This window comes from Microbacterium sp. H37-C3 (genome assembly GCF_027157935.1).
Classification (GTDB): domain Bacteria; phylum Actinomycetota; class Actinomycetes; order Actinomycetales; family Microbacteriaceae; genus Microbacterium; species Microbacterium plantarum.
In genome coordinates, this window is the sequence record NZ_JAPVLR010000003.1 from 111,914 (window position 1) to 129,943 (window position 18,030).

Genomic DNA, 18,030 nt, shown 5'->3' on the forward strand with positions numbered 1-18,030 from the left:
TGTGCGACACTGAGGTCATGCACCGCGACGGCGAGAACGACGCCCCGATCATCGAGGAGCATCCCGCGGGTCTGCGCGAACGACGACGCCAGGAGACCCAGCGCGAGCTGTCGGATGCCGCGCTCGACCTCTTCGAGCAGCACGGTGTGCATGGCACCACGGTGGACGACATCGCACGCCGCGCCGGCACGTCGCAGCGCACCTTCTTCCGCTACTTCGCGACGAAGGAGGCAGCCGTGTTCGCCAGCGCCGACGACTCGGCGCGCGTCGTGGGCGACGCCATCGACGCCGTGCGCGCGGGAGCGTCCGTCGTCGAAGGGATCGAACGCAGCTGGCTGAAGCTCCTCGACCGCTTCGACGCGCATCCCGACGAGCACATCCGCGCGCTGCGCATCCGCCGTCTCGTCGGCTCGGAGCCGTCGCTGCTGGCCGTCGCGCTACGCAATGAGGCCGAAGAGGTCGAGCAGCTCACCGACGCCGCCGTCGACGCGGCGGGCGCCGACGCCGATGTGCTCGCCGCTCGCGCGGCCGTCTCGACGATGGCGCTGGTCCTCCGGCTCACGATCGACGAGTGGGTCCGGCGTGCCGAGCTCAACGAGCGCGCGAGCGTCCGCCAGATCTACCTCGAGATGCGCCGAGGCGTCGCGACGGTCGCCCGCGACCTCGAGGCCGACCCCCCGCACCACGGCTGACCGAGGTCCCACTTCGACCGGGAAAACCGGCGGTGGACCCGGCCCGAGTGGGACCTCGCAGGGTGGAGTCGGAGCTCAGGCGCGCACGCGCTGAGGCGACGCCGGGCCGCGGGTGCGTCGTCGCGGCGAGCGCGCATTGCGGCGTGCAGATGCCGGCCGGGCCGCTTCGGCGACGGCTGCAGCAGCCGCGTCGGGCGAGGCGTGCGTGCCGAGATCTGCGCCGTGGCCGCTCTCGGCGTCGAAGGTCGCCGGTGCTGAACCGGTGGTCACGAATCCGGCGTACTGGCCGTCGAGAGTCGCGACGAAGAAGTCGGCGTCCGCTTGTCGCCAGACGAGCGCGGGCGCGGAAGAAGAAAGAGTTGAAAGCACGATGTCCTGAGAATGAGCGCGCACAGCATGATGCGCGGAAGAAGAAGGGAGCTGGATGAACCAGTGATCGCGTCGGACGATCTGCTCGACAGTGAGCCAGGCGAACGACACACGAGCCCCGAAGGGACGTTTCAACGCTAGCACGCCCCCGATGAGTGGGGGCCGGACGGGGTCATCCGCTCCAATGCGCGGCCAGCCCGCGGAGCCTGACGATCGCCGCGGCGACGAAGTCGGGGTGGGCCCGGTACCACTCGGCGTGCGCTTCGGCGACGAGTGCCGGATCGACCTCGACCCCGTCGACCATCCACGAGGGCCGCGGCGCGTCGGGCAAGCCCCAGGCATCAAGCACCCAGTCCTCCTGTGGCGCCCGGACCGCGTTCAGCAGCGGACGACCCGGGTCGGTCGGGGCACCCGACTGTCCGAGCGCCGACAGCACGCGCTCGGCCAGGGGCAGCCAGACGACGTTGCCCGGATGGTTGATCGTGCGCATGACCTCAACCGAGGTGGGTCGTAGCAGATCCGACGCAGCGACATCGATCGACTCCTCCCGACGACGCAGCTCGGCGAGCGAATCGCTTTCGACCTCGTGCACGGCCCGCCGGTCCAGCAGCGGGCGCACAGGAAGCCCGGCCGCCGCGGCGAGCGTGCGGATGTCGTGGTACGCGACGATCGGCGGCACCTCCTCGATCCCGTCCACGTGCAACGCGGCCTGGAACGGGTGCAGACCCGCGTAACGGACGACCGGGAAAGTCACGAGGCGGGCGGATGAAGGGAGGGATGCCGCCAGCTGACGGGTTCCGAGGCGCAGGCCGTGGTAGTCGTCCCGAACAGGCTGAGCGACGAGGAAGGAAGCCCAGGGAAGCAGTTCGTGCAGGCGCTCGACGTCGGCGGCATCCATCTCGTGAACGGGAGGAACCCGAACCGTCGGACGGTCGGGGGCGTCGAGCACGATGCGCATCGATTCGGCCTGGCAGTTGCCGACGACGAGCCCGAAGCCCTCCGGCGGTTCGACACCCCGAAACGGGGAGGGGGCGTGGTGCATCCCTCCACTGTGACCCTCCGCCGCGACGGGCGCCGCTGTTTGCGGTCACTCCGCCCGATGCGCTATCGCCGACCGCGCCCGGTGACGACGCACGCCGTCGCGATTGGCGCAGCGAACCGAGCAGTAGCGCTGCCGGCCGTTACGGGTCACGTCGACCACGACGTTGCGGCACGGGTCGCCGGGAACACGGCCCGCGGCGCACCGCGACAGGCGCTCCATCCCCCGCGTCGTCACGTGCAGGGCCGTTCCGACCGCGATGACCGCGCGGAGCACCTGAGGCAGACGCTGGTCGTCGTCGCGGTAGTGGAGGTGCCACTCGCCGTCGTGGTCGGTCAGCCGGGGGTACGCCGTCGCTGCGGCCATGAGCCGGTTGAGCAGCGTGGCGCGCTGCGCTGCCGACTCGGCATCGACGACCTCGAGCCACGAGTCGATGACCGCACGGGTCGCATCGAGGTCGGACGGGGCCGCCGGGGCGTAGATCGCGGTCATCCCGAACTCGTATGTGCGCGCGACGATCACATCTCGATCGCTCGGCCAGTCGTTGGCCAGCGAAGCGGCGAGCAGGACCGCGTACTCGCCGTAAGGGTTGAGCTGCATAACGGCATTACATCACGATCGAATCATGTCGCCCTCATCCCCCGCATCTCCCATCGCGCCGCTGCACACGCGCACTCACGAACACGGCTGGACGACCGAGTCCGCGCACCCCACGTCGGAGGGGATCGTCCGCTACGTCCGATGCGCGGGATGCGGCATCCGACGGGTCGACCTGCAATCGACACCATCCCTCCCGCCGGTCGCGGAGACCGCGGAAATCGATTAGCCGATTTCACCCGGATGAGTGAGACGCCACCACTCGGAGGGAGGCTCGATCTCACCGTCGAGCACGACGGGCACAGTGACCGACTCCGGGCCGGCCGACCAGGTGATCTCACCGAGCACCTCGCCGTCGGTCCAGAGGCGGGGCTCGCGCACGTCTCCATCGACGACGATGGGCGTGTCGGACCACGTGCGCAACGAGGCCCCCTCCCCCAGCACGACCCGGGCGGAGCTGCCCCACGCGGTCGTGTACGTGCCGATCTGCTGGCGGGGCTGCGCGACAGAGGTGACGTGGAACCCGTCGGAGACACGTTGCAGGATGCCGAGCACACTGGCGCCCACGCCGCCTTGCGATGAGCCGCCGAGCGCCACCCCCACGACGCTCAGCGGCTCGGGAAGACCGACGTCGACGGTCGCCGTGTAGAGCAGATTCGCACCGCTTTCCTCGAGCGTGCCCGTCTTGAGTCCCGTGATCCCGCTCTGTCCGAGCAACCCGTTGGTGTTCGCCATGGCCCCCGGCCCGGGCAGGTTCAGAGACGGCGTCGCGGCGATCGCCGCCACCGTCGGATCTGCCGCGGCGATGCGACCGAGTGCGATCAGGTCGCTCGGGGAGCTGGTATTCCGGGGATCCAGGCCGGACGGCTCGACGATGCTCGTCCGCTCCAGGCCGTTCGCCGTGAGCCACCGATCGGCAGCTGCGCGGAAGCCCGACACCGAGCCGAACGCCCACACGGCGATCGCCTCGGCGTAGTTGCTCGCCGACGGGATGAGCATGGTCGCCAGGGCGTCGCGCAGCGAGAGCGAGCTGCCGATCGGCATCGGAGCGATCGTCGCGTCACGGACGAAGTACGCGTCGTAGAGCGCGTGATCGTCGCGGTCGAAGGTGAGCGTCGGCCCCCGGTCGCCGTCGGTGATCGGGTAGGCGTCGAGGACCACGAGCGCTGTGACGAGTTTGGTGATGCTGGCGATCGGGCGAGGATCGTCACCGCCCTGGACCATCCAGACCCCGGCTGCCTCCGGGCCGAGATACGGCTCGGCGCCCGCGACCGAGAGGGCGGCTGCGCCATCAGCGGTAAGACCGAGGTCGACGGCAGCCGGCGGGGCGGGCGCTCGGGGAATCGAGACCTCGCCCGCAGCCGGCTTGAGCGGGGCCGTTAACGCCCAGGCGGCGTATCCCCCGGGCGCACCGAGCATGATCGCGGCCGTAACGCTTGCGGCGATCCAGCCGGTGCGGCGTCGACGGCGGCGCGATGCCGACACTTCTTCCGGGGACGCCACAGGCACCCCAGCGGCTGCCGAGAAGAACTCCCCGAATTCGCCGAGGTCGTCGCTTTCCGAGTCGCGTCGCGTCATCGCGGTTCCCTCCGTCTGTGTCGCCCATCTTCACCCAAACGTCATCCTCATGGATGATTCGCGACTCTCAGCGACCCCATAGTGTTGAGGCGATCTTGAAACAAGGGGGTTGCACGTGCACCGCAAAACGCTTCGATGGGCCGCACCGGCCGCGATCGGTCTCGTCTTCGTTCTGGCCGGTTGCACGGCCGCCGACGGTTCCGCCGACGCGGCTGAGGAATCGCCGCTCTCCGAGTATTTCTCCGCCTTCTACGGCAGCGACATGAGCGAAGAAGAGCAGCAGGCGAAGTTCGAGAAGGAGAACAAGCAGCGCGAAGAACTCGTCGCGCAATGCATGCAGGACGAGGGCTTCGAGTACATCCCCGCCCCCAGCAGCATGTCGTTCAGCTCGGGCACCGAATGGAAGCCCGAGGATCGCGACTTCGTGGCCCAGTGGGGTTACGGCGCTGTGAAGTACCCCGAGGCGGACGAGCAGCCTGAGCCCGAGCAGATGACCCCCGACCCCAACTCGGACTACGTCATGGCGCTCTCCGAGTCGGAGCAGGCCGCGTATTACGAGGCGTTGTACGGGCCGACCCCGAGCGAAGAGGAGATGTCGGAGGACGGATCGTACGAATACAACTGGGAGACAGCCGGCTGCAACGGCTGGGCCTCTCACGAGATCAGCGGCGACGACCCCCTGCAGTCCGACGAATTCGCCGACGTGATGGACGCCATCACGAAGTTCTACGAGAACTCCGCGTCGCTGCCCGCCATCGCCGACCTCGACCGCGAATGGTCCGCGTGCATGGATGCCGCGGGATACCCCGGATTCGCTACGCAGGCGGACGCCCAGAACTCGATCTTCGACGAGCTCAACGAGATGTACGAGACCATGACGGAAGCCGGGCCCGACCAGGCGACGATGGACGAGATCCACGAGCGCGAGGTCGAACTCGCTCTGGCCGATCTCGACTGCCGCAAGGAGACCGACTACCGCGCGAAGTACGACAAGGCGCAGTTCGACGCCGAGGAGCAGTTCATCGCCGATCACAAGACGGAGCTCGAGGCGATGAAGGCGGCGGCTGAGCAGGCTCGCCCGTGAGTGGTGAGCGCGTGAACGACGCCTCGGCGGCTGACGACTCGTTCGATGAACTCGTCGGCGACCCCGCGGAGGCGCCCGACGCCGCCGACAGCACGGATGCCGCGGCATCCGCGCCGGTGGCCGGAGGTGGGCGACTCGCCGTCTGGCAGTCGGTCGTCTCACGCAACCGCGTGCTCTGGATCTCCGCAGCAGTCGCTGTGGTCGCGCTGGTCGGCGGGCTTCTCGTCGGCCGGTTCGTCATGGCGCCCGCCTCGGCGGCGGCAGACGACGCCCCCGCACCCGGTCTCGTGACCGTCCCGGTGGAGTTCGGCCCGTTAAGCAATGACGTCACCATCCGCGGTGAGGTGGGCTTCGCCGACCCCGTCGAGGTGAAGATCGACACGTCCGCGATCTCGGGTCCTGCCGTCGTCACCGGGCAGGTTCCGGCCCTGGGAGCCGAGCTGACGCAGCTCTCGATCGCGCTCGAGGTCGCGGGGCGTCCCGTCATCACGCTGCCCGGCGAGCTGCCTGCGTACCGCACACTCCGGTTCGGCGTTTCCGGCCCCGATGTCGTGCAGTTCAAGGAAGCCATGCGCTCCGTCGGCATCGACGCGGGAGATCCCGCCGACAACGTCTTCGACGAGCAGGCGGCGAACGCGGTCACCGCGCTGTACGCCGCTGTCGGCTACACCGGCCCCGAGTCGGAAGAAGACGGTGACAGCGCGGTGCGCGCGGCGCAGGACAGCGTCCGATCGGCCGAGCAAGCTCTCTCCGCCGCGCGCGCTCAGCTGGCCTCGGCCGGGCGAGACGGTGACGCCATCGCTCGCGCCGACCTCGAGGTCGCGAACGCCCGCGCCGTCCTGCAGGGTGCGCGGGATAACGGCGCCTCCTGGGACGAGATCGTCGCCGCCCAGAACCAGGTGGCTACCGCGGAGCTCGCGCGAGAGCAGGCGAACGCCGCCCCCGACACGAGCAGCGAGCGCGCCGCCGTCGACGCCGCCGCGAGCCAGCTCTCGCAGGCGCAGGACGACCTCGCCCGAGCCCGCCAGCAAGCGCTGCCCGCTCTGCCGGCCGGCGAAGTGCTCTATCTGACCGAGCTGCCCCGCCGCGTCGACGCGGTCACGGCCGAGCGCGGCAGCATCCTCTCCGGCGCGGCGATGACCGTCTCCGGAGCGACCGTGGCGCTGAACGGCTCGGCGGCCGAGGCCGACGCGAAGCTGCTCACAGTCGGCTCGGCTGCCACCTTCGCGCTGCCCGATGGGGCTGAGCACGCCGCGACCGTGACCGCGGTGGAACCGGGCACCGGCGGCGAAAGCCGGTGGAAGGTCAGCCTCGAGCCGGCGGAGCTGACCCCCGAGCAGATCTCGCAGCTCCAGGGCACGAACGTGCGCGTGACGATCGCCGTCGGCGCAACCGCCGGCGACGTGCTGAGCGTTCCCGCGGCGGCGCTGACGGCCGGGCCGGGCGGCGAGACCCGCGTCGAGGTCGTCGAGGGCGACCCGCGTGACCCAGACGCCCGTACCCGGCTCGTCGTCGTGGAGACCGGACTGTCGGCCGGCGGCGCCGTCGAGGTGCGCGCCACCGAGGGCGAACTCGCGGAGGACGATCTCGTCGTGGTCGGGCGATGACAGACACGATCGTCGCCACCTCCGACCGTTCCGCCACGCCTGACGCGGGCGAGGACGTCATCCGATCGAATGAAATTCCGCCGGTGATCGAACTGCGCGACGTCACTCGATCGTTCCCCGGACCGCCCGAGGTGCAGGCGCTCAAAGGCATCAATCTGACCGTCTCCGACGGTGAGTACGTGTCGATCGTCGGGCCGAGCGGGTCGGGCAAGTCGACGATGCTCAACATCCTCGGCCTCCTCGACCGCCCGACGGTGGGTGAATACCGCCTCGCGGGCGAGCTCACCGGCGGATACACCGAGGACGAGCGCGCCGCGGTGCGAGCACGTCGGCTCGGGTTCGTGTTCCAGGCCTTCCACCTGATGCCGCGGCGGACCGTGCTCGAGAACGTCATGCTGCCGATGCTCTACAGCGGCACACCGCGGGCCGAGCGCGCCGACCGCGCACGGGCCGCGCTCGAGCGCGTCGGCCTCGGTCACCGCGTCGACTTCCGGCCCGGTCTCCTCTCGGGCGGCGAGCGCCAGCGGGTGGCGGTGGCGCGTGCCGTCGTCACCCAGCCGCGGGTCATCCTCGCCGACGAGCCGACCGGCAACCTGGACCAGTCCACGACGGCGGACATCATGGCGCTGTTCGAGGAGCTGAACGCGGGTGGGCTGACCTTCGTCGTCATCACCCACGACCAAGGCGTGGCCGACCGCGCGGCACGGCGCATCCGCATCGCCGACGGCCGGATGAGCGAGCTGAGCTGATGCCGGCGTTCTGGAAGAAGCTCCGCGAGCGCGTCTCTCGCCGCCGCACCGACGTCGAGACGACGACTGCGGTCGCTGAGGCACGCCAGGTGGCGCGCGCCGATCGCTTCGGATTCGGCGACCTCGTGCTCGAGGCGACGACCGACATCGGCTCACGCCCGGGACGCCTCGTGATGACCGTCATGGGAACCGTGCTGGGCATCGGCGCGCTCGTCGCGACCGTCGGCTTCGCGCAGACCGCAGCCGGGCAGATCGCCCGACAGTTCGACGCGGCCGCAGCCACCCATCTGAGCATCGCCCCGACCGAAGCGCAGGCGCGGGGCGGACAGCGGGTCGCGACCGCCTCGCTGCCGTGGGACGCCCCCCTGCGCCTCGAGCACCTCGCCGGCGTCGAGTCCGCCGCCGTGCTGGCGCCCGTCACGCTGCGCGAGAACACGATCACCACCGTCCCCATCAACGATCCCTCGATCGCGGCGCCCGCTCCGCCGGCGCTCTTCGCGGCCTCGGGCGAGATACTCGACACCCTCGGCGGGCGCATCGTCACCGGCCGATCGTTCGACGAGGGGCACGACGCACGCGGCGACCGCGTCGCGATGCTGGGGTCGCGGGCCGCCGAGCGGCTCGCGATCAACCGCGTCGACACGCAGCCGTCGGTGTTCATCGGAGGGGTGGCCTACGCCATCGTCGGCATCTTCGACGAACTCGACCGCCGCGCCGAGGTCGTCGATGCCGTGGTGATCCCCACGGGCGCTGCCCGGCAGGACTTCCAGCTCGCCTCCCCGGGCGACGCGATCGCGCGCATCGTGGTCGGCACAGGTCCGCAATTGCGCGAGCAGGCACCGCTGGCCCTCGCCCCCGACGCGGTCGACACGCTCGAGGTCAGCGCACCGCAGGGGCGTTCCGACCTCGCCCGCGACGTGCAGGGAGACGTGAATGTGGTCTTCCTCATCCTCGGCGTCATCGTGCTGCTGGCGGGAGGGCTGGGGATCGCGAACGTCACGACCCTCTCGGTGCTCGAACGCACCGGCGAGATCGGGCTGCGCCGCGCGCTGGGGTCCACCGGCAGGCAGATCGCCGGCCAGTTCGTCGTCGAGTCCATCGTCATCGGATTGCTCGGTGGCCTCATCGGGTCGGCGCTCGGCGTGTTCGCCGTGCTGGGGGTCTCGATCGTGCAGCAGTGGTCGCCGGTGCTCGACCCGTGGGTAGCACTCGGCGGAACGGTCCTCGGAGCGATCATCGGCCTCGCCGCCGGCGGCATCCCGGCTCGACGAGCCTCTCGCATCGAACCCGTCGTCGCCCTGCGCGGCAACGCCTGAACCGTCGCCCCATAGCGCGGACCGGGCCCGAGCGCCAGTCCTCTTCGCTCGGGGTCGCGCAGGTCTACCGTTGCTCGCGGTGGGGACGGCCGAGGACGAGGACGCGGGATGATCGACGGTGTCGCGAACGATGATGTCGCGCTGCCGGGCGCCCTCCTGGCGGGCCGGTATCGCGTCGGCGAGCCGATCGGCTCGGGCGGCATGGCGCGGGTGTTCCTCGCGCGCGACGAGGCCCTCGGACGCCCGGTCGCTGTCAAAGTGCTGCGGCCCGAGCTGACCGACAGTGCCGCGTCCGATCGTGCGGCGATCGAGACGCGCCTGCTCGCCTCGCTGAACCACCCGGGACTGGTCACGCTGTTCGACGCCCATCTGACGGCCGAACCGCGCTTCCTCGTGATGGAGCACGTCGTCGGGACGACGCTGGCCCAGCGGATCGCGACAGGTGTGCTCGACGAGGGCGAGCTCGCAGCGCTCGGCGGCCAGCTCGCGGACGCGCTTCACGTCGTCCACGACGCGGGAATCGTGCACCGCGACGTGAAGCCGTCCAACATCCTCCTCGCGCGCTCGACGGTCCCGGGGGTTCCGCTGCGCGCCAAGCTCGCCGACTTCGGCATCGCCCACCTTCTGGACAGCGAACGTGTCACCTCACCGAGCCTGCTGATCGGCACCGCCGCCTATATTGCTCCCGAGCTGCTGCACGGGGCCGACCCGGCCCCGCCGTCGGACATCTACGCCCTCGGCCTCGTGATGCTCGAGGCGGCCACGGGCGAGCGCGCGTTCTCCGGGTCGGACGGCAATCGCGGCCAGCTGCTGGCACGCTTGTCACGCGATCCCGACATGCCCCAGGGGCTCGATCATCACTGGCGCGACCTGCTGTGCGCGATGACAGCACGCCGCCCCGAGGATCGCCCGACCGCGCTCGAGGTCATGTCACGGCTGAGTGGGGCGCGCGCCCAGGCCGACGTCGCGGGAGAAGCCACCGTCGCCTTCCCGGCGAGCACAGCAGCGACGCGATCCGGCTTCGTGCCCGCCGCGAGCCGCGCCGCTCAGGCTGACGTCGCGACCGCCGCGTGGCCGCTCACCTCGACGCACGGGACCACGTCGCCGACGAACCTCGACGCCCCCGTGACGGCAGCCGCGGCTCTCGCGGCACGCGGAGCGGGCACCGAACCCACGTTCTTCTCGCCCAGCCTCAGTGCGACCGCAACGTCCGCACCGGAACGGGTCACCGCCGCCCGACAGCGTCGCCGAAAGCGGACGGCGATGGCTGTCGGCGCCCTCGCCGCAGCGTCGGCTGGCGTGGTGGTCGCCGCACATCTCGCGCTGATGCCGCCGCAGGCCTCTCCGGTGACGGATGTCGCCGTGCCGACTGTCGTCGAGACTCCGTCCCCGTCCGTTTCGGGCATCGACGGCGATGCAGGCGAGAGCGAGGAGCCGGAGACGCCCGCGGACGATGTCACGACGGGGACGCAGACTGTCGTCGCCCCCGGCACCGGTCAGGCCGGCGCTCCGACGCAGACCACCGACACTGTGCCGGCCGACATCGTGCCAGCCGACACCCCGACCACCGAAACAGTCATCACCGACGCGCCTCCCGCGGGGAGCAACGGATCAGCACCGGGCGAGAACAGCGGCAACGGTAACGGTCCCGGCGCGAACAGCGGCGCGGGGCCGATGTCCAACGGTCCGGGCTCTCAGAAGCCGGGGAAGCCGGAGAAGCCGGGCGGCTGAGCTCTCAGCGGTCCGTGCTGGCGGCGAGCGCCGCGCCCGCGTGGGCCAGCTCGACGAGCGCGGCCGCGCTCGATTCTTCCGCGACTCCCGCCACGAGGTCGGTCAGGATGCGTACCCGACGACCGTGCGCGATCGCGTCGAGGGCCGATGCGCGCACGCAGTAGTCGGTCGCGATGCCGACGATGTCGACGTCGACGACCCCGTGCTGCGTCAGCAGGTCGGCGACGGCATGCCCCTCCTCGGTCGTCCCTTCGAAGAGCGAGTACGCGGGTACGCCCTGCCCCTTCTTCACGTGGTGGGTCACGGCGGACACGTCGAGCTCGGGGTCGTACTCCGCGCCCGCGGTGTCGGCGACGCAGTGCACCGGCCAGGTGTCGACGTAGTCGGGCTCGTCGACGGCGAAGTGCCCGCCGTTGTCATGATCGCCGTGATGCCAGTCGCGCGAGGCGACGATGATCTCGTAATCGCCGGCGTGCTCCCGGAGGTGACGCGTGATCGCCACGGCGACCGCGTCACCCCCGGTCACACCGAGTGCTCCGCCTTCGGTGAAGTCGTTCTGGACATCGACGATGAACAGGGCACGGGTCATGCGTCGAGGGTACGCCGCGTGTCCTCGCGCTGCACGTCCCGTTCGCGTCGCCACTGCTTCGAGGGCCACCAGATGGCGGGGCCGATGTCGTGAGCGAGTGCGGGGACGAGGAGCGAGCGGACGACGAAGGTGTCGAGCAGCACCCCGAAGGCCACGATGAAGGCGATCTGCGCGAGGAACAGGATCGGGATGACGCCGAGAGCCGCGAACGTCGCCGCCAGCACGAGCCCCGCCGAGGTGATGACACCGCCGGTCGCCACGAGCCCCCGGGCGATGCCTCGACGGGTTCCGTGTTGGAGAGTCTCCTCACGAACACGCGACATGAGGAAGATGTTGTAGTCGACCCCCAGCGCCACCAGGAACACGAAGCCGTACAGCGGCACCGCGGGATCGCCTCCGGGGAAGTCGAACACGTGGTTGAACACGAGGGCGCTCACTCCCAACGCCGTGCCGAACGACAGGATGGTGCTCAGGATGAGCAGCACCGGCGCGAGGATCGATCGCAGCAGCAGCATCAGGATGAGCAGGATCACGACCAGGATGACCGGGATGATGACTGTCCGGTCGCGGATCGAGGTGTCGTTGGTGTCGACGTTCGTCGCTGTCGTCCCGCCCACGAGCACCTCGGGTACCTCGTCGGCGAAGGTCGCTCGCAGATCGCGCACCGTCTGCTCGGCATCGAGCGAGTCCGCCGGATCGGCGAGCGTCACCGACAGCAGGACATCGCCCTCCGACACCGTCGGCTCGGGGGCCGGTGCCCCCGGGGGCCCGGCGGCGGTGAAGACCGGCTCGCCGTCCTTGAGAGCCACCGAGACCTGTCCGGTGGGCGAGTCCGCTGCGACCGCGGCGACCGACGAGATGCCGGGGTTCTCCTCGATCACGGCGAGCGCGTCGGCGAGACGGTCTTGCGGAACGATCACGGACGCCGGGCTGCCCGACCCCGCCGGGAAGTGCTCGGCGAGAGCGGCCTGACCGTCGCGGGCTTCTGAGGCTCCGAGCACGAGGTCGCTCGAGGGCACACCGTTCGCGTTGAGCTGCAGCACGCCTGCAGCCCCGACGAGCAGCACGACGGTACTCGCGATCCAGACCGTCCGGGCACGACGTGCGACGAAGCGCGCCTGACGCGGCCAGAGTCCGCGAACCGGCTCCCGCGGGTCGTCAGGAAGATCGATGGCGCCGGTGCGGGGGATGAAGGGCCAGAAGGCGGCCCGCCCGAACAGCGCCAGGAGTGCCGGCAGGAAGGTCAGCGCCGAGAGCATCGAGAACGCGATGCCGATGGAGGCGATCGGACCGAGCGCCTTGTTGCTCGCCAGGTCGCTGAGCAGCAGGCAGAGAAGGCCCGCGATCACGGTGCCGCCCGAGGCGAGGATCGGCTCGACAGCGCCCTTCCAGGCGCGGAGCGCCGCGTCCCAGCGGGATGCGCCCGCCCCGATCGCCTCGCGGTAACGAGCCGTGTAGAGCAGCGCGTAGTCGGTCGCCGCCCCGATCACCAGGATGAAGAGGATGCCCTGCACCTGTCCGTTGAGGACGACGATGTCGGCCTTGGCGAGCCACCAGACCGTCAGGAGGGCGACGCACAGCGCAAAGACCGATGTGAGCAGAACGAGGATCGGCAGCAACGGCGAGCGATAGACGACGACCAGGATGATGAACACCGCGGCCAGCGCGACGATCAGAAGCAGTCCGTCGATGCCGAGGAAGCCCTCGGCGAGATCCGCCGTGAAGCCGGCGGGTCCCGTGACCCACGCTTCGACGCCCGCGGGCAGGTCCCCCTGGACGAGCGCCCGGACCTCTTCGACGACGTCGCGCACCTCCCCCGAGGCGTCGATCGGCACGAAGACCTGGACAGCCAGACCGTCCTCGGACGGGATGGGCGGCGACACCTCGCCGACACCGTCGAGCTCGCCGATGGCGGTGCCGAGCTCGCCGAGTGCTGCGAGCTGCGCCTCGTCGAGCGGATCGGATGCCGCGGCGACAACGACCGCCGGGATCTCCTCACCGCCGGTGAAGTCGGTCAGGCGCTCACTGACCTTCGTCGCGTCGGCGCTCGCGGGGAGGAACGAGGACTGGTCGTTCGTGGCCACCTCGCTGACGCGCCCGAAGTAGGGTCCACCCACCGAGCCGCCCACGAGCCAGACGAGCACGAGCAGGGCGGGAATGCCGATGCGCAGCCAGCGTGGGACACTTCGTTCGCTATTCACGTAGGTAGCTTATCTAGCTACATTCGGATACGCCAGTCCGTCTGCCGACTCGAGACCCCGCTCAGCCGCGGACGAAGAGGACGATCCAGGATGCGACGAGCGCGACGACGCCCACAGCGAGAAGTCCGGATGACAAGCCGACGAGCAGTCGGCGAACCGGCGGCCGACGGGTCAGCCGCATCCTTCCCCGCCACCCGTGGCGATACCAGATGTCGGCGCGATCGCGGCCCGCGAGGAGCGCCGCCATGTGCTCATCGACCCGCGCGCTGTTCGCCTCACCCTCGTCGTCGAACCAGCGCACCCACGTGCCGTCGGGCTCGTGGTCGACGAGCGCGTCGGCCGGAAGCCACGTCCCGTCCGCCGCCCACAGCACGAGGAGTGCGATGCCGAACGTGACAGCGCCGCCGAAGCCCGCCCAGCTGAGGATCTCGAGGACCGCATCGAGAGTCGTCGTCATGCGCGCCGCCGGCTCGGGAAGCGGGTCGCTCGGGCCATGCACTCAGTATGGTTCACGCCGGGCGCGAATTCATGACGGACGCAGGAGCACTGCGAGAGAGGCAAGCGTGCGCTCAAGCTCGATCGAGGGCTCGAGGAGCCACTGGATCTGCAAGCCGTCGGATGCCGCGATGAGCAGAGCCGCCAGTTGTTCCGCCGGCACGTCGTCACGAACGGTTCCCGCACGCTGCTCGGCCCGCAGCCGCTCGGCAAGCTCGCCTCGAATGCGCTCGAACCGGGCCGTGAAGAAGCGCTTGCCGTGCTCACTCCCCGCCTCGAGCGCACCGGCGACGAGGATCGAGTAGAGCTCGACGAGGCCCGGAACCTCGAGATTGTCGACGGCTGCGCGCGTCATCACCCCGACCGCCGTTTCGGGCGGAGTCCGACCGCGCTGTCCGCGCTGGGTCTCAGCGTGCTCGTACACGGCCACGAGGAGCTGCTCGCGTGACTCGAAGTAGTGCAGCAGTGCGGCGTGCGAGACCCCGATGGCCTCGGCGATCCGCCGCAGCGACGTTCCCTGCAGCCCACGCTCCTGGAAGACCTCGATCGCGCGGTCGAGGATCTCCTGACGTCGCGCCACACCCTTGGCGTACGCGCCGGGGCGCCCCATGTTCGCGCGATCGTCGTTGCTCACACCGCGACTGTAACAAGAAACCTCCACCTGGATGTATTACGTGTTAGCGTGACGTCGTGCCACTACAGGCACCCCGCACGATGACGTACGAAAGAAGGTCGACTGTGACTCAGGTCCAGGCATCCGTCCAGCTCTATTCGCTTGCGAAGGAGTTCTCCGCCGACATGTCCGGCTCGCTGGCGAAGCTCGCCGAGATCGGATTCGCACACGTCGAGGCGTTCGACTTCGTCTCGCGTCCGACCGAGATCCGCGCGGCGCTGGATGCCGCCGGCCTCACCTCGCCGACCGGTCACGCTCCCCTGCTGACCGATGAGCTCTGGACGCCGGACGGCTCCATCCCGACCCCCGCGCCCGAGGTCGTCTACGAGGCCGCCGCAACGATCGGCATGAAGACGGTCATCGACCCGTTCGTCGCCCCCGACCGCTGGCTCACCGAGGACGGCGTCGCCGACATCGCCCAGCGCCTGAACGCGCAGGCCGAGATCGCCGCCGGATTCGGCCTGAGCGTCGGCTACCACAACCACGCGCAGGAGTTCGTCGCGTCGTTCGACGGTCAGAGCGCCTACGAGCGCTTCGTCTCGCTCCTCGACGAGCGGGTCACCCTCGAGCTCGACCTCTTCTGGGCCCTCACCGGCGGGCAGGACGTCCCCGCCCTCGTGACGAGCCTCGGCGACCGGCTCATCGCCGTCCACGTCAAGGACGGCGTCGTGCCGGCATCCAACCCCTGGGCCCCGGGAGCCGCGGAGTTCGGATCCGACAGCCTCGACCAGCGTCACGCCGGCACGGGCGACGTCCCCCTCGCCGAGTCGCTGCGCGCGGCGACCGCTCTGAAGTACGCCGTCGTCGAATACGACAAGGCACCCGGCGACGTCTTCGCCGACGTCGCCGCCAGCCTGGCGTTCCTGCGTGAGAACGGAGTCAGCGCATGACCGGGCCCGTCGGAGTCGGTTTCGTCGGCGTCGGTGTCATCAGCGACACCTACCTCGAGAACCTCGGCTCGTTCCCCGATGTCCGCGTCGTCATCCTCGGCGACCTCGACGTCGACCGCGCCAAGGCTCAGGCCGAGAAGCACGGCGTCGCCGAATGGGGCACGACCGACGATGTCCTCGCGCACCCCGATGTCGACGTCGTCGTCAACCTGACGATCCCCGCCGTCCACGTCGAGATCTCCTCGCGTGCGATCGCGGCGGGCAAGCACGTCTGGACCGAGAAGCCGCTGGGCCTCGACCGCGAGAGCACGGCGGAGCTCCTGCGCCAGGCGGATGCCGCGGGCCTGCGCATCGGTTCGGCCCCCGACACGCTCCTCGGCCCCGGCTTCCAGACGGCGAAGCGCGCGATCCAGAGCGGTGTGATCGGCGAGCCCATGTTCGCGTCGACGACGTTCCAGACCGTCGGCCCCGACCTGTGGCACCCGAGCCCCGCGTTCCTCTTCGCCCAGGGAGCCGGACCGCTGCTCGACATGGGTCCGTACTACTTCAGTGGTCTCGTCAGCCTCTTCGGGTCGGTCGACCGCGTCGCCGCCGTCGGGCGTAAGAAGCTCGAGGAGCGAACCATCCAGGCCGGGCCCAACGCGGGCACCGTCTTCCCCGTCGAGGTGCCCACCACGATGCAGGTCATCACGGCCTTCGAGGCGGGTCAGCAGGCGGCGAGCCTGCTGAGCTTCGACTCGGCCCTCGAACGCCACGGCGTGTTCGAGGTGCACGGCACCGAGGGCTCCATCGTGCTCCCCGACCCCAACCAGTTCGAAGGACGCATCGCCTACGTCAAGGCGCGGACGTCGATCTCGGACGGCAACTGGGGCGAGCAGGAGTGGATCGAGATCGAGCAGGAGGGCAAGCTCACCGGCCGCGGCCTGGGCCTGCTCGACATGGCCCGCGCGATCGCAGAGGACCGGCCGCATGTCGCCACCGGCGAGCTCGGCTACCACGTGCTCGACGTCATGCTCTCGGCGCAGGAATCGGCCGCCTCGGGCGAGTTCGTGAAGGTCGCGAGCACCGTGGCGCCCGTGCCCACCGTGCCGGTCGACTTCGACCCGTTCGCCGCGACGCTGTAAGCCGCGCGGCGGCCCGCACAGCGGGTACGCGAAAGGCCCGGACTCTTCGGAGTCCGGGCCTTTCGTTGTGGAGCCGCCTAAGGGAATCGAACCCTTGACCTATTCATTACGAGTGAATCGCTCTGCCGTCTGAGCTAAGGCGGCGCGCGTCGCTGTGCGATGCACGATCAGCAATGTTACATGGTCTCCGACCCCGTCGCGAACCGGCGGCGCGGCCGACGCCCTTATATCGGGAGACGCCGTGTTACGCGACGATTACTCCCCGTCCACCCGTGGCGCTTACCGTCGGAGGGCACCGCGATGAGGCGAGCGCGACCCCGGTCGCGCACGGGCGGGTCACCGCCCCGCGGTGCCCGATCCAAGGAGCACCACTCATGTCCAAGCGACTTCTGACCGCGGCCGCCCTGGCCCTCCCCCTGACCCTCCTGCTCGGCGCGTGCGCGTCGGACGCCGGCGACGGCGACTCAGGCGACGCCGCTCAGGACGGCCCCGTGCGCATCGGCGTCGTCGGCGCCGGCGACCCGTACTGGGAGACCTACAAGGAGGCCGCTGCCGACGAGGGGATCGAGGTCGAGATCGTCGACTTCACCGAGTACACGCAGCCCAACCCCGCACTGTCGGCCGACGAGCTGGACCTCAACCAGTTCCAGCACATCATCTACCTCGCGACCTACAACGTGAACGCCGGCGACGACCTCGTGGCCGTCGGCTCGACCGCGACCTACCCGCTGGGCCTGTACTCGACGCAGTACGACTCGGTCGACGACATCCCCGAAGGCGCCACCGTCGCCGTCCCCAACGACGAGAGCAACCAGGCCCGCGGGCTGCTCGTGCTGCAGGCGCAGGGCCTCATCGAGCTCAAGGACGGCGGGTCGGTCTTCTCGACGACCGCCGACGTCGAGCCCGGCTCGAAGGTCAAGGTCGAGGCGCTCGACGCCGCCCTCACCGCGACGTCGCTGCCCGATGTCGCCGCCGCGATCATCAACAACGACTTCGTCGAGGATGCCGGCCTGAAGTTCGACGACGCGCTCGCGACCGACGACCCCAGCGACCCGAGCGCGCAGCCGTACATCAACATCTTCGCCGCGAAGGCCGAGGACGCCGACAACCCGACCTACCAGAAGCTCGTCGAGATCTTCCAGGACACCCAGGCGGTCACCGACGGACTGCAGGAGGCGTCCGGCGGCTCGGCCGTGCTCGTGAAGACGCCGAAGGACGAGCTGGCTTCCGCCCTGAAGCAGGTCGAGGACGACATCCGCGCCAACCAGTGACATCCCCGCGTGTGCGGCCCGCTCC

17 protein-coding genes and 1 tRNA gene are annotated in these 18,030 nt (G+C 70.0%); 9 read left to right on the plus strand and 9 right to left on the minus strand.

Annotation, left to right across the window (positions count from 1 at the left end; translation table 11 throughout):
- Positions 1–17 precede the first annotated feature (17 nt).
- Positions 18–692, plus strand: a complete 675-nt coding sequence (locus O1W71_RS09600; RefSeq protein WP_112617175.1) for a TetR family transcriptional regulator — start codon at positions 18–20, stop codon at positions 690–692.
- A 75-nt stretch (positions 693–767) separates the two neighbouring features.
- Here O1W71_RS09600 and O1W71_RS09605 read toward each other — a convergent pair whose 3' ends face one another.
- The 4 genes from O1W71_RS09605 to O1W71_RS09620 form a co-directional block, all read right to left on the minus strand.
- Entirely contained in the window at positions 768–1,061 is a 294-nt protein-coding gene (locus O1W71_RS09605; RefSeq protein WP_269267639.1) for a hypothetical protein, read from the minus strand.
- 172 nt (positions 1,062–1,233) lie between these two features.
- Positions 1,234–2,103, minus strand: a complete 870-nt coding sequence (locus tag O1W71_RS09610) for a WcbI family polysaccharide biosynthesis putative acetyltransferase (RefSeq protein WP_269267640.1) — start codon at positions 2,101–2,103, stop codon at positions 1,234–1,236.
- A gap of 45 nt (positions 2,104–2,148) precedes the next feature.
- Entirely contained in the window at positions 2,149–2,700 is a 552-nt protein-coding gene (locus O1W71_RS09615) for a CGNR zinc finger domain-containing protein (RefSeq protein WP_269267641.1), read from the minus strand.
- A gap of 222 nt (positions 2,701–2,922) precedes the next feature.
- Positions 2,923–4,275, minus strand: coding sequence for a D-alanyl-D-alanine carboxypeptidase family protein (locus tag O1W71_RS09620; protein ID WP_269267642.1), 1,353 nt, complete (start codon positions 4,273–4,275; stop codon positions 2,923–2,925).
- Between the two features lie 115 nt (positions 4,276–4,390).
- Between O1W71_RS09620 and O1W71_RS09625 the strand changes: the two genes are divergently transcribed.
- The 5 genes from O1W71_RS09625 (at position 4,391) to O1W71_RS09645 (ending at position 10,762) form a co-directional block, all read left to right on the plus strand.
- Complete coding sequence (locus O1W71_RS09625; protein WP_269267643.1) at positions 4,391–5,359, plus strand: hypothetical protein; 969 nt, start codon at positions 4,391–4,393, stop codon at positions 5,357–5,359.
- The gene (locus O1W71_RS09630) at positions 5,356–6,966 is read left to right on the plus strand and encodes a hypothetical protein (protein ID WP_269267645.1); all 1,611 of its coding nucleotides are present in this window, start codon (positions 5,356–5,358) and stop codon (positions 6,964–6,966) included. The genes O1W71_RS09625 and O1W71_RS09630 overlap by 4 nt, the downstream gene beginning before the upstream one ends.
- Positions 6,963–7,715 carry an ABC transporter ATP-binding protein gene (locus O1W71_RS09635; RefSeq protein WP_269267646.1) on the plus strand — a complete coding sequence of 251 codons (753 nt, stop codon included), beginning with the start codon at positions 6,963–6,965 and terminating at the stop codon, positions 7,713–7,715. Before O1W71_RS09630 ends, O1W71_RS09635 begins: the two co-directional genes overlap by 4 nt.
- On the plus strand, positions 7,715–9,031 hold the full coding sequence (locus O1W71_RS09640) for an ABC transporter permease (RefSeq protein ID WP_269267647.1): 1,317 nt from the start codon (positions 7,715–7,717) through the stop codon (positions 9,029–9,031). The genes O1W71_RS09635 and O1W71_RS09640 overlap by 1 nt, the downstream gene beginning before the upstream one ends.
- Before the next feature lie 108 nt (positions 9,032–9,139).
- Positions 9,140–10,762, plus strand: a complete 1,623-nt coding sequence (locus O1W71_RS09645; RefSeq protein WP_269267648.1) for a serine/threonine-protein kinase — start codon at positions 9,140–9,142, stop codon at positions 10,760–10,762.
- Between the two features lie 4 nt (positions 10,763–10,766).
- On the opposite strand, the gene O1W71_RS09650 is transcribed toward O1W71_RS09645, so the two are convergent.
- From O1W71_RS09650 to O1W71_RS09665, 4 genes are all read right to left on the minus strand, one after another.
- A complete protein-coding gene (locus O1W71_RS09650) occupies positions 10,767–11,351 on the minus strand; it encodes an isochorismatase family protein (RefSeq protein ID WP_269267649.1) in 585 nt (194 codons plus the stop codon).
- Positions 11,348–13,552, minus strand: coding sequence for an MMPL family transporter (locus O1W71_RS09655; protein WP_269267651.1), 2,205 nt, complete (start codon positions 13,550–13,552; stop codon positions 11,348–11,350). Before O1W71_RS09655 ends, O1W71_RS09650 begins: the two co-directional genes overlap by 4 nt.
- A gap of 61 nt (positions 13,553–13,613) precedes the next feature.
- Positions 13,614–14,009 carry a hypothetical protein gene (locus tag O1W71_RS09660; RefSeq protein WP_269267652.1) on the minus strand — a complete coding sequence of 132 codons (396 nt, stop codon included), beginning with the start codon at positions 14,007–14,009 and terminating at the stop codon, positions 13,614–13,616.
- A gap of 69 nt (positions 14,010–14,078) precedes the next feature.
- Positions 14,079–14,657: a TetR/AcrR family transcriptional regulator gene (locus tag O1W71_RS09665; RefSeq protein ID WP_269268033.1), complete on the minus strand. Its 579-nt coding sequence runs from the start codon at positions 14,655–14,657 to the stop codon at positions 14,079–14,081.
- A gap of 188 nt (positions 14,658–14,845) precedes the next feature.
- On the opposite strand from O1W71_RS09665, the gene O1W71_RS09670 reads away from it, so the two are divergent.
- On the plus strand, positions 14,846–15,610 hold the full coding sequence (locus O1W71_RS09670) for a sugar phosphate isomerase/epimerase family protein (RefSeq protein WP_442924320.1): 765 nt from the start codon (positions 14,846–14,848) through the stop codon (positions 15,608–15,610).
- Positions 15,607–16,734 carry a Gfo/Idh/MocA family protein gene (locus O1W71_RS09675; protein WP_269267654.1) on the plus strand — a complete coding sequence of 376 codons (1,128 nt, stop codon included), beginning with the start codon at positions 15,607–15,609 and terminating at the stop codon, positions 16,732–16,734. The genes O1W71_RS09670 and O1W71_RS09675 overlap by 4 nt, the downstream gene beginning before the upstream one ends.
- A 68-nt stretch (positions 16,735–16,802) precedes the next feature.
- Here O1W71_RS09675 and O1W71_RS09680 read toward each other — a convergent pair.
- Positions 16,803–16,878, minus strand: a tRNA-Thr gene (locus tag O1W71_RS09680).
- Between the two features lie 230 nt (positions 16,879–17,108).
- On the opposite strand from O1W71_RS09680, the gene O1W71_RS09685 reads away from it, so the two are divergent.
- Complete coding sequence (locus O1W71_RS09685) at positions 17,109–18,005, plus strand: MetQ/NlpA family ABC transporter substrate-binding protein (protein ID WP_269267655.1); 897 nt, start codon at positions 17,109–17,111, stop codon at positions 18,003–18,005.
- Positions 18,006–18,030: the final 25 nt, after the last annotated feature.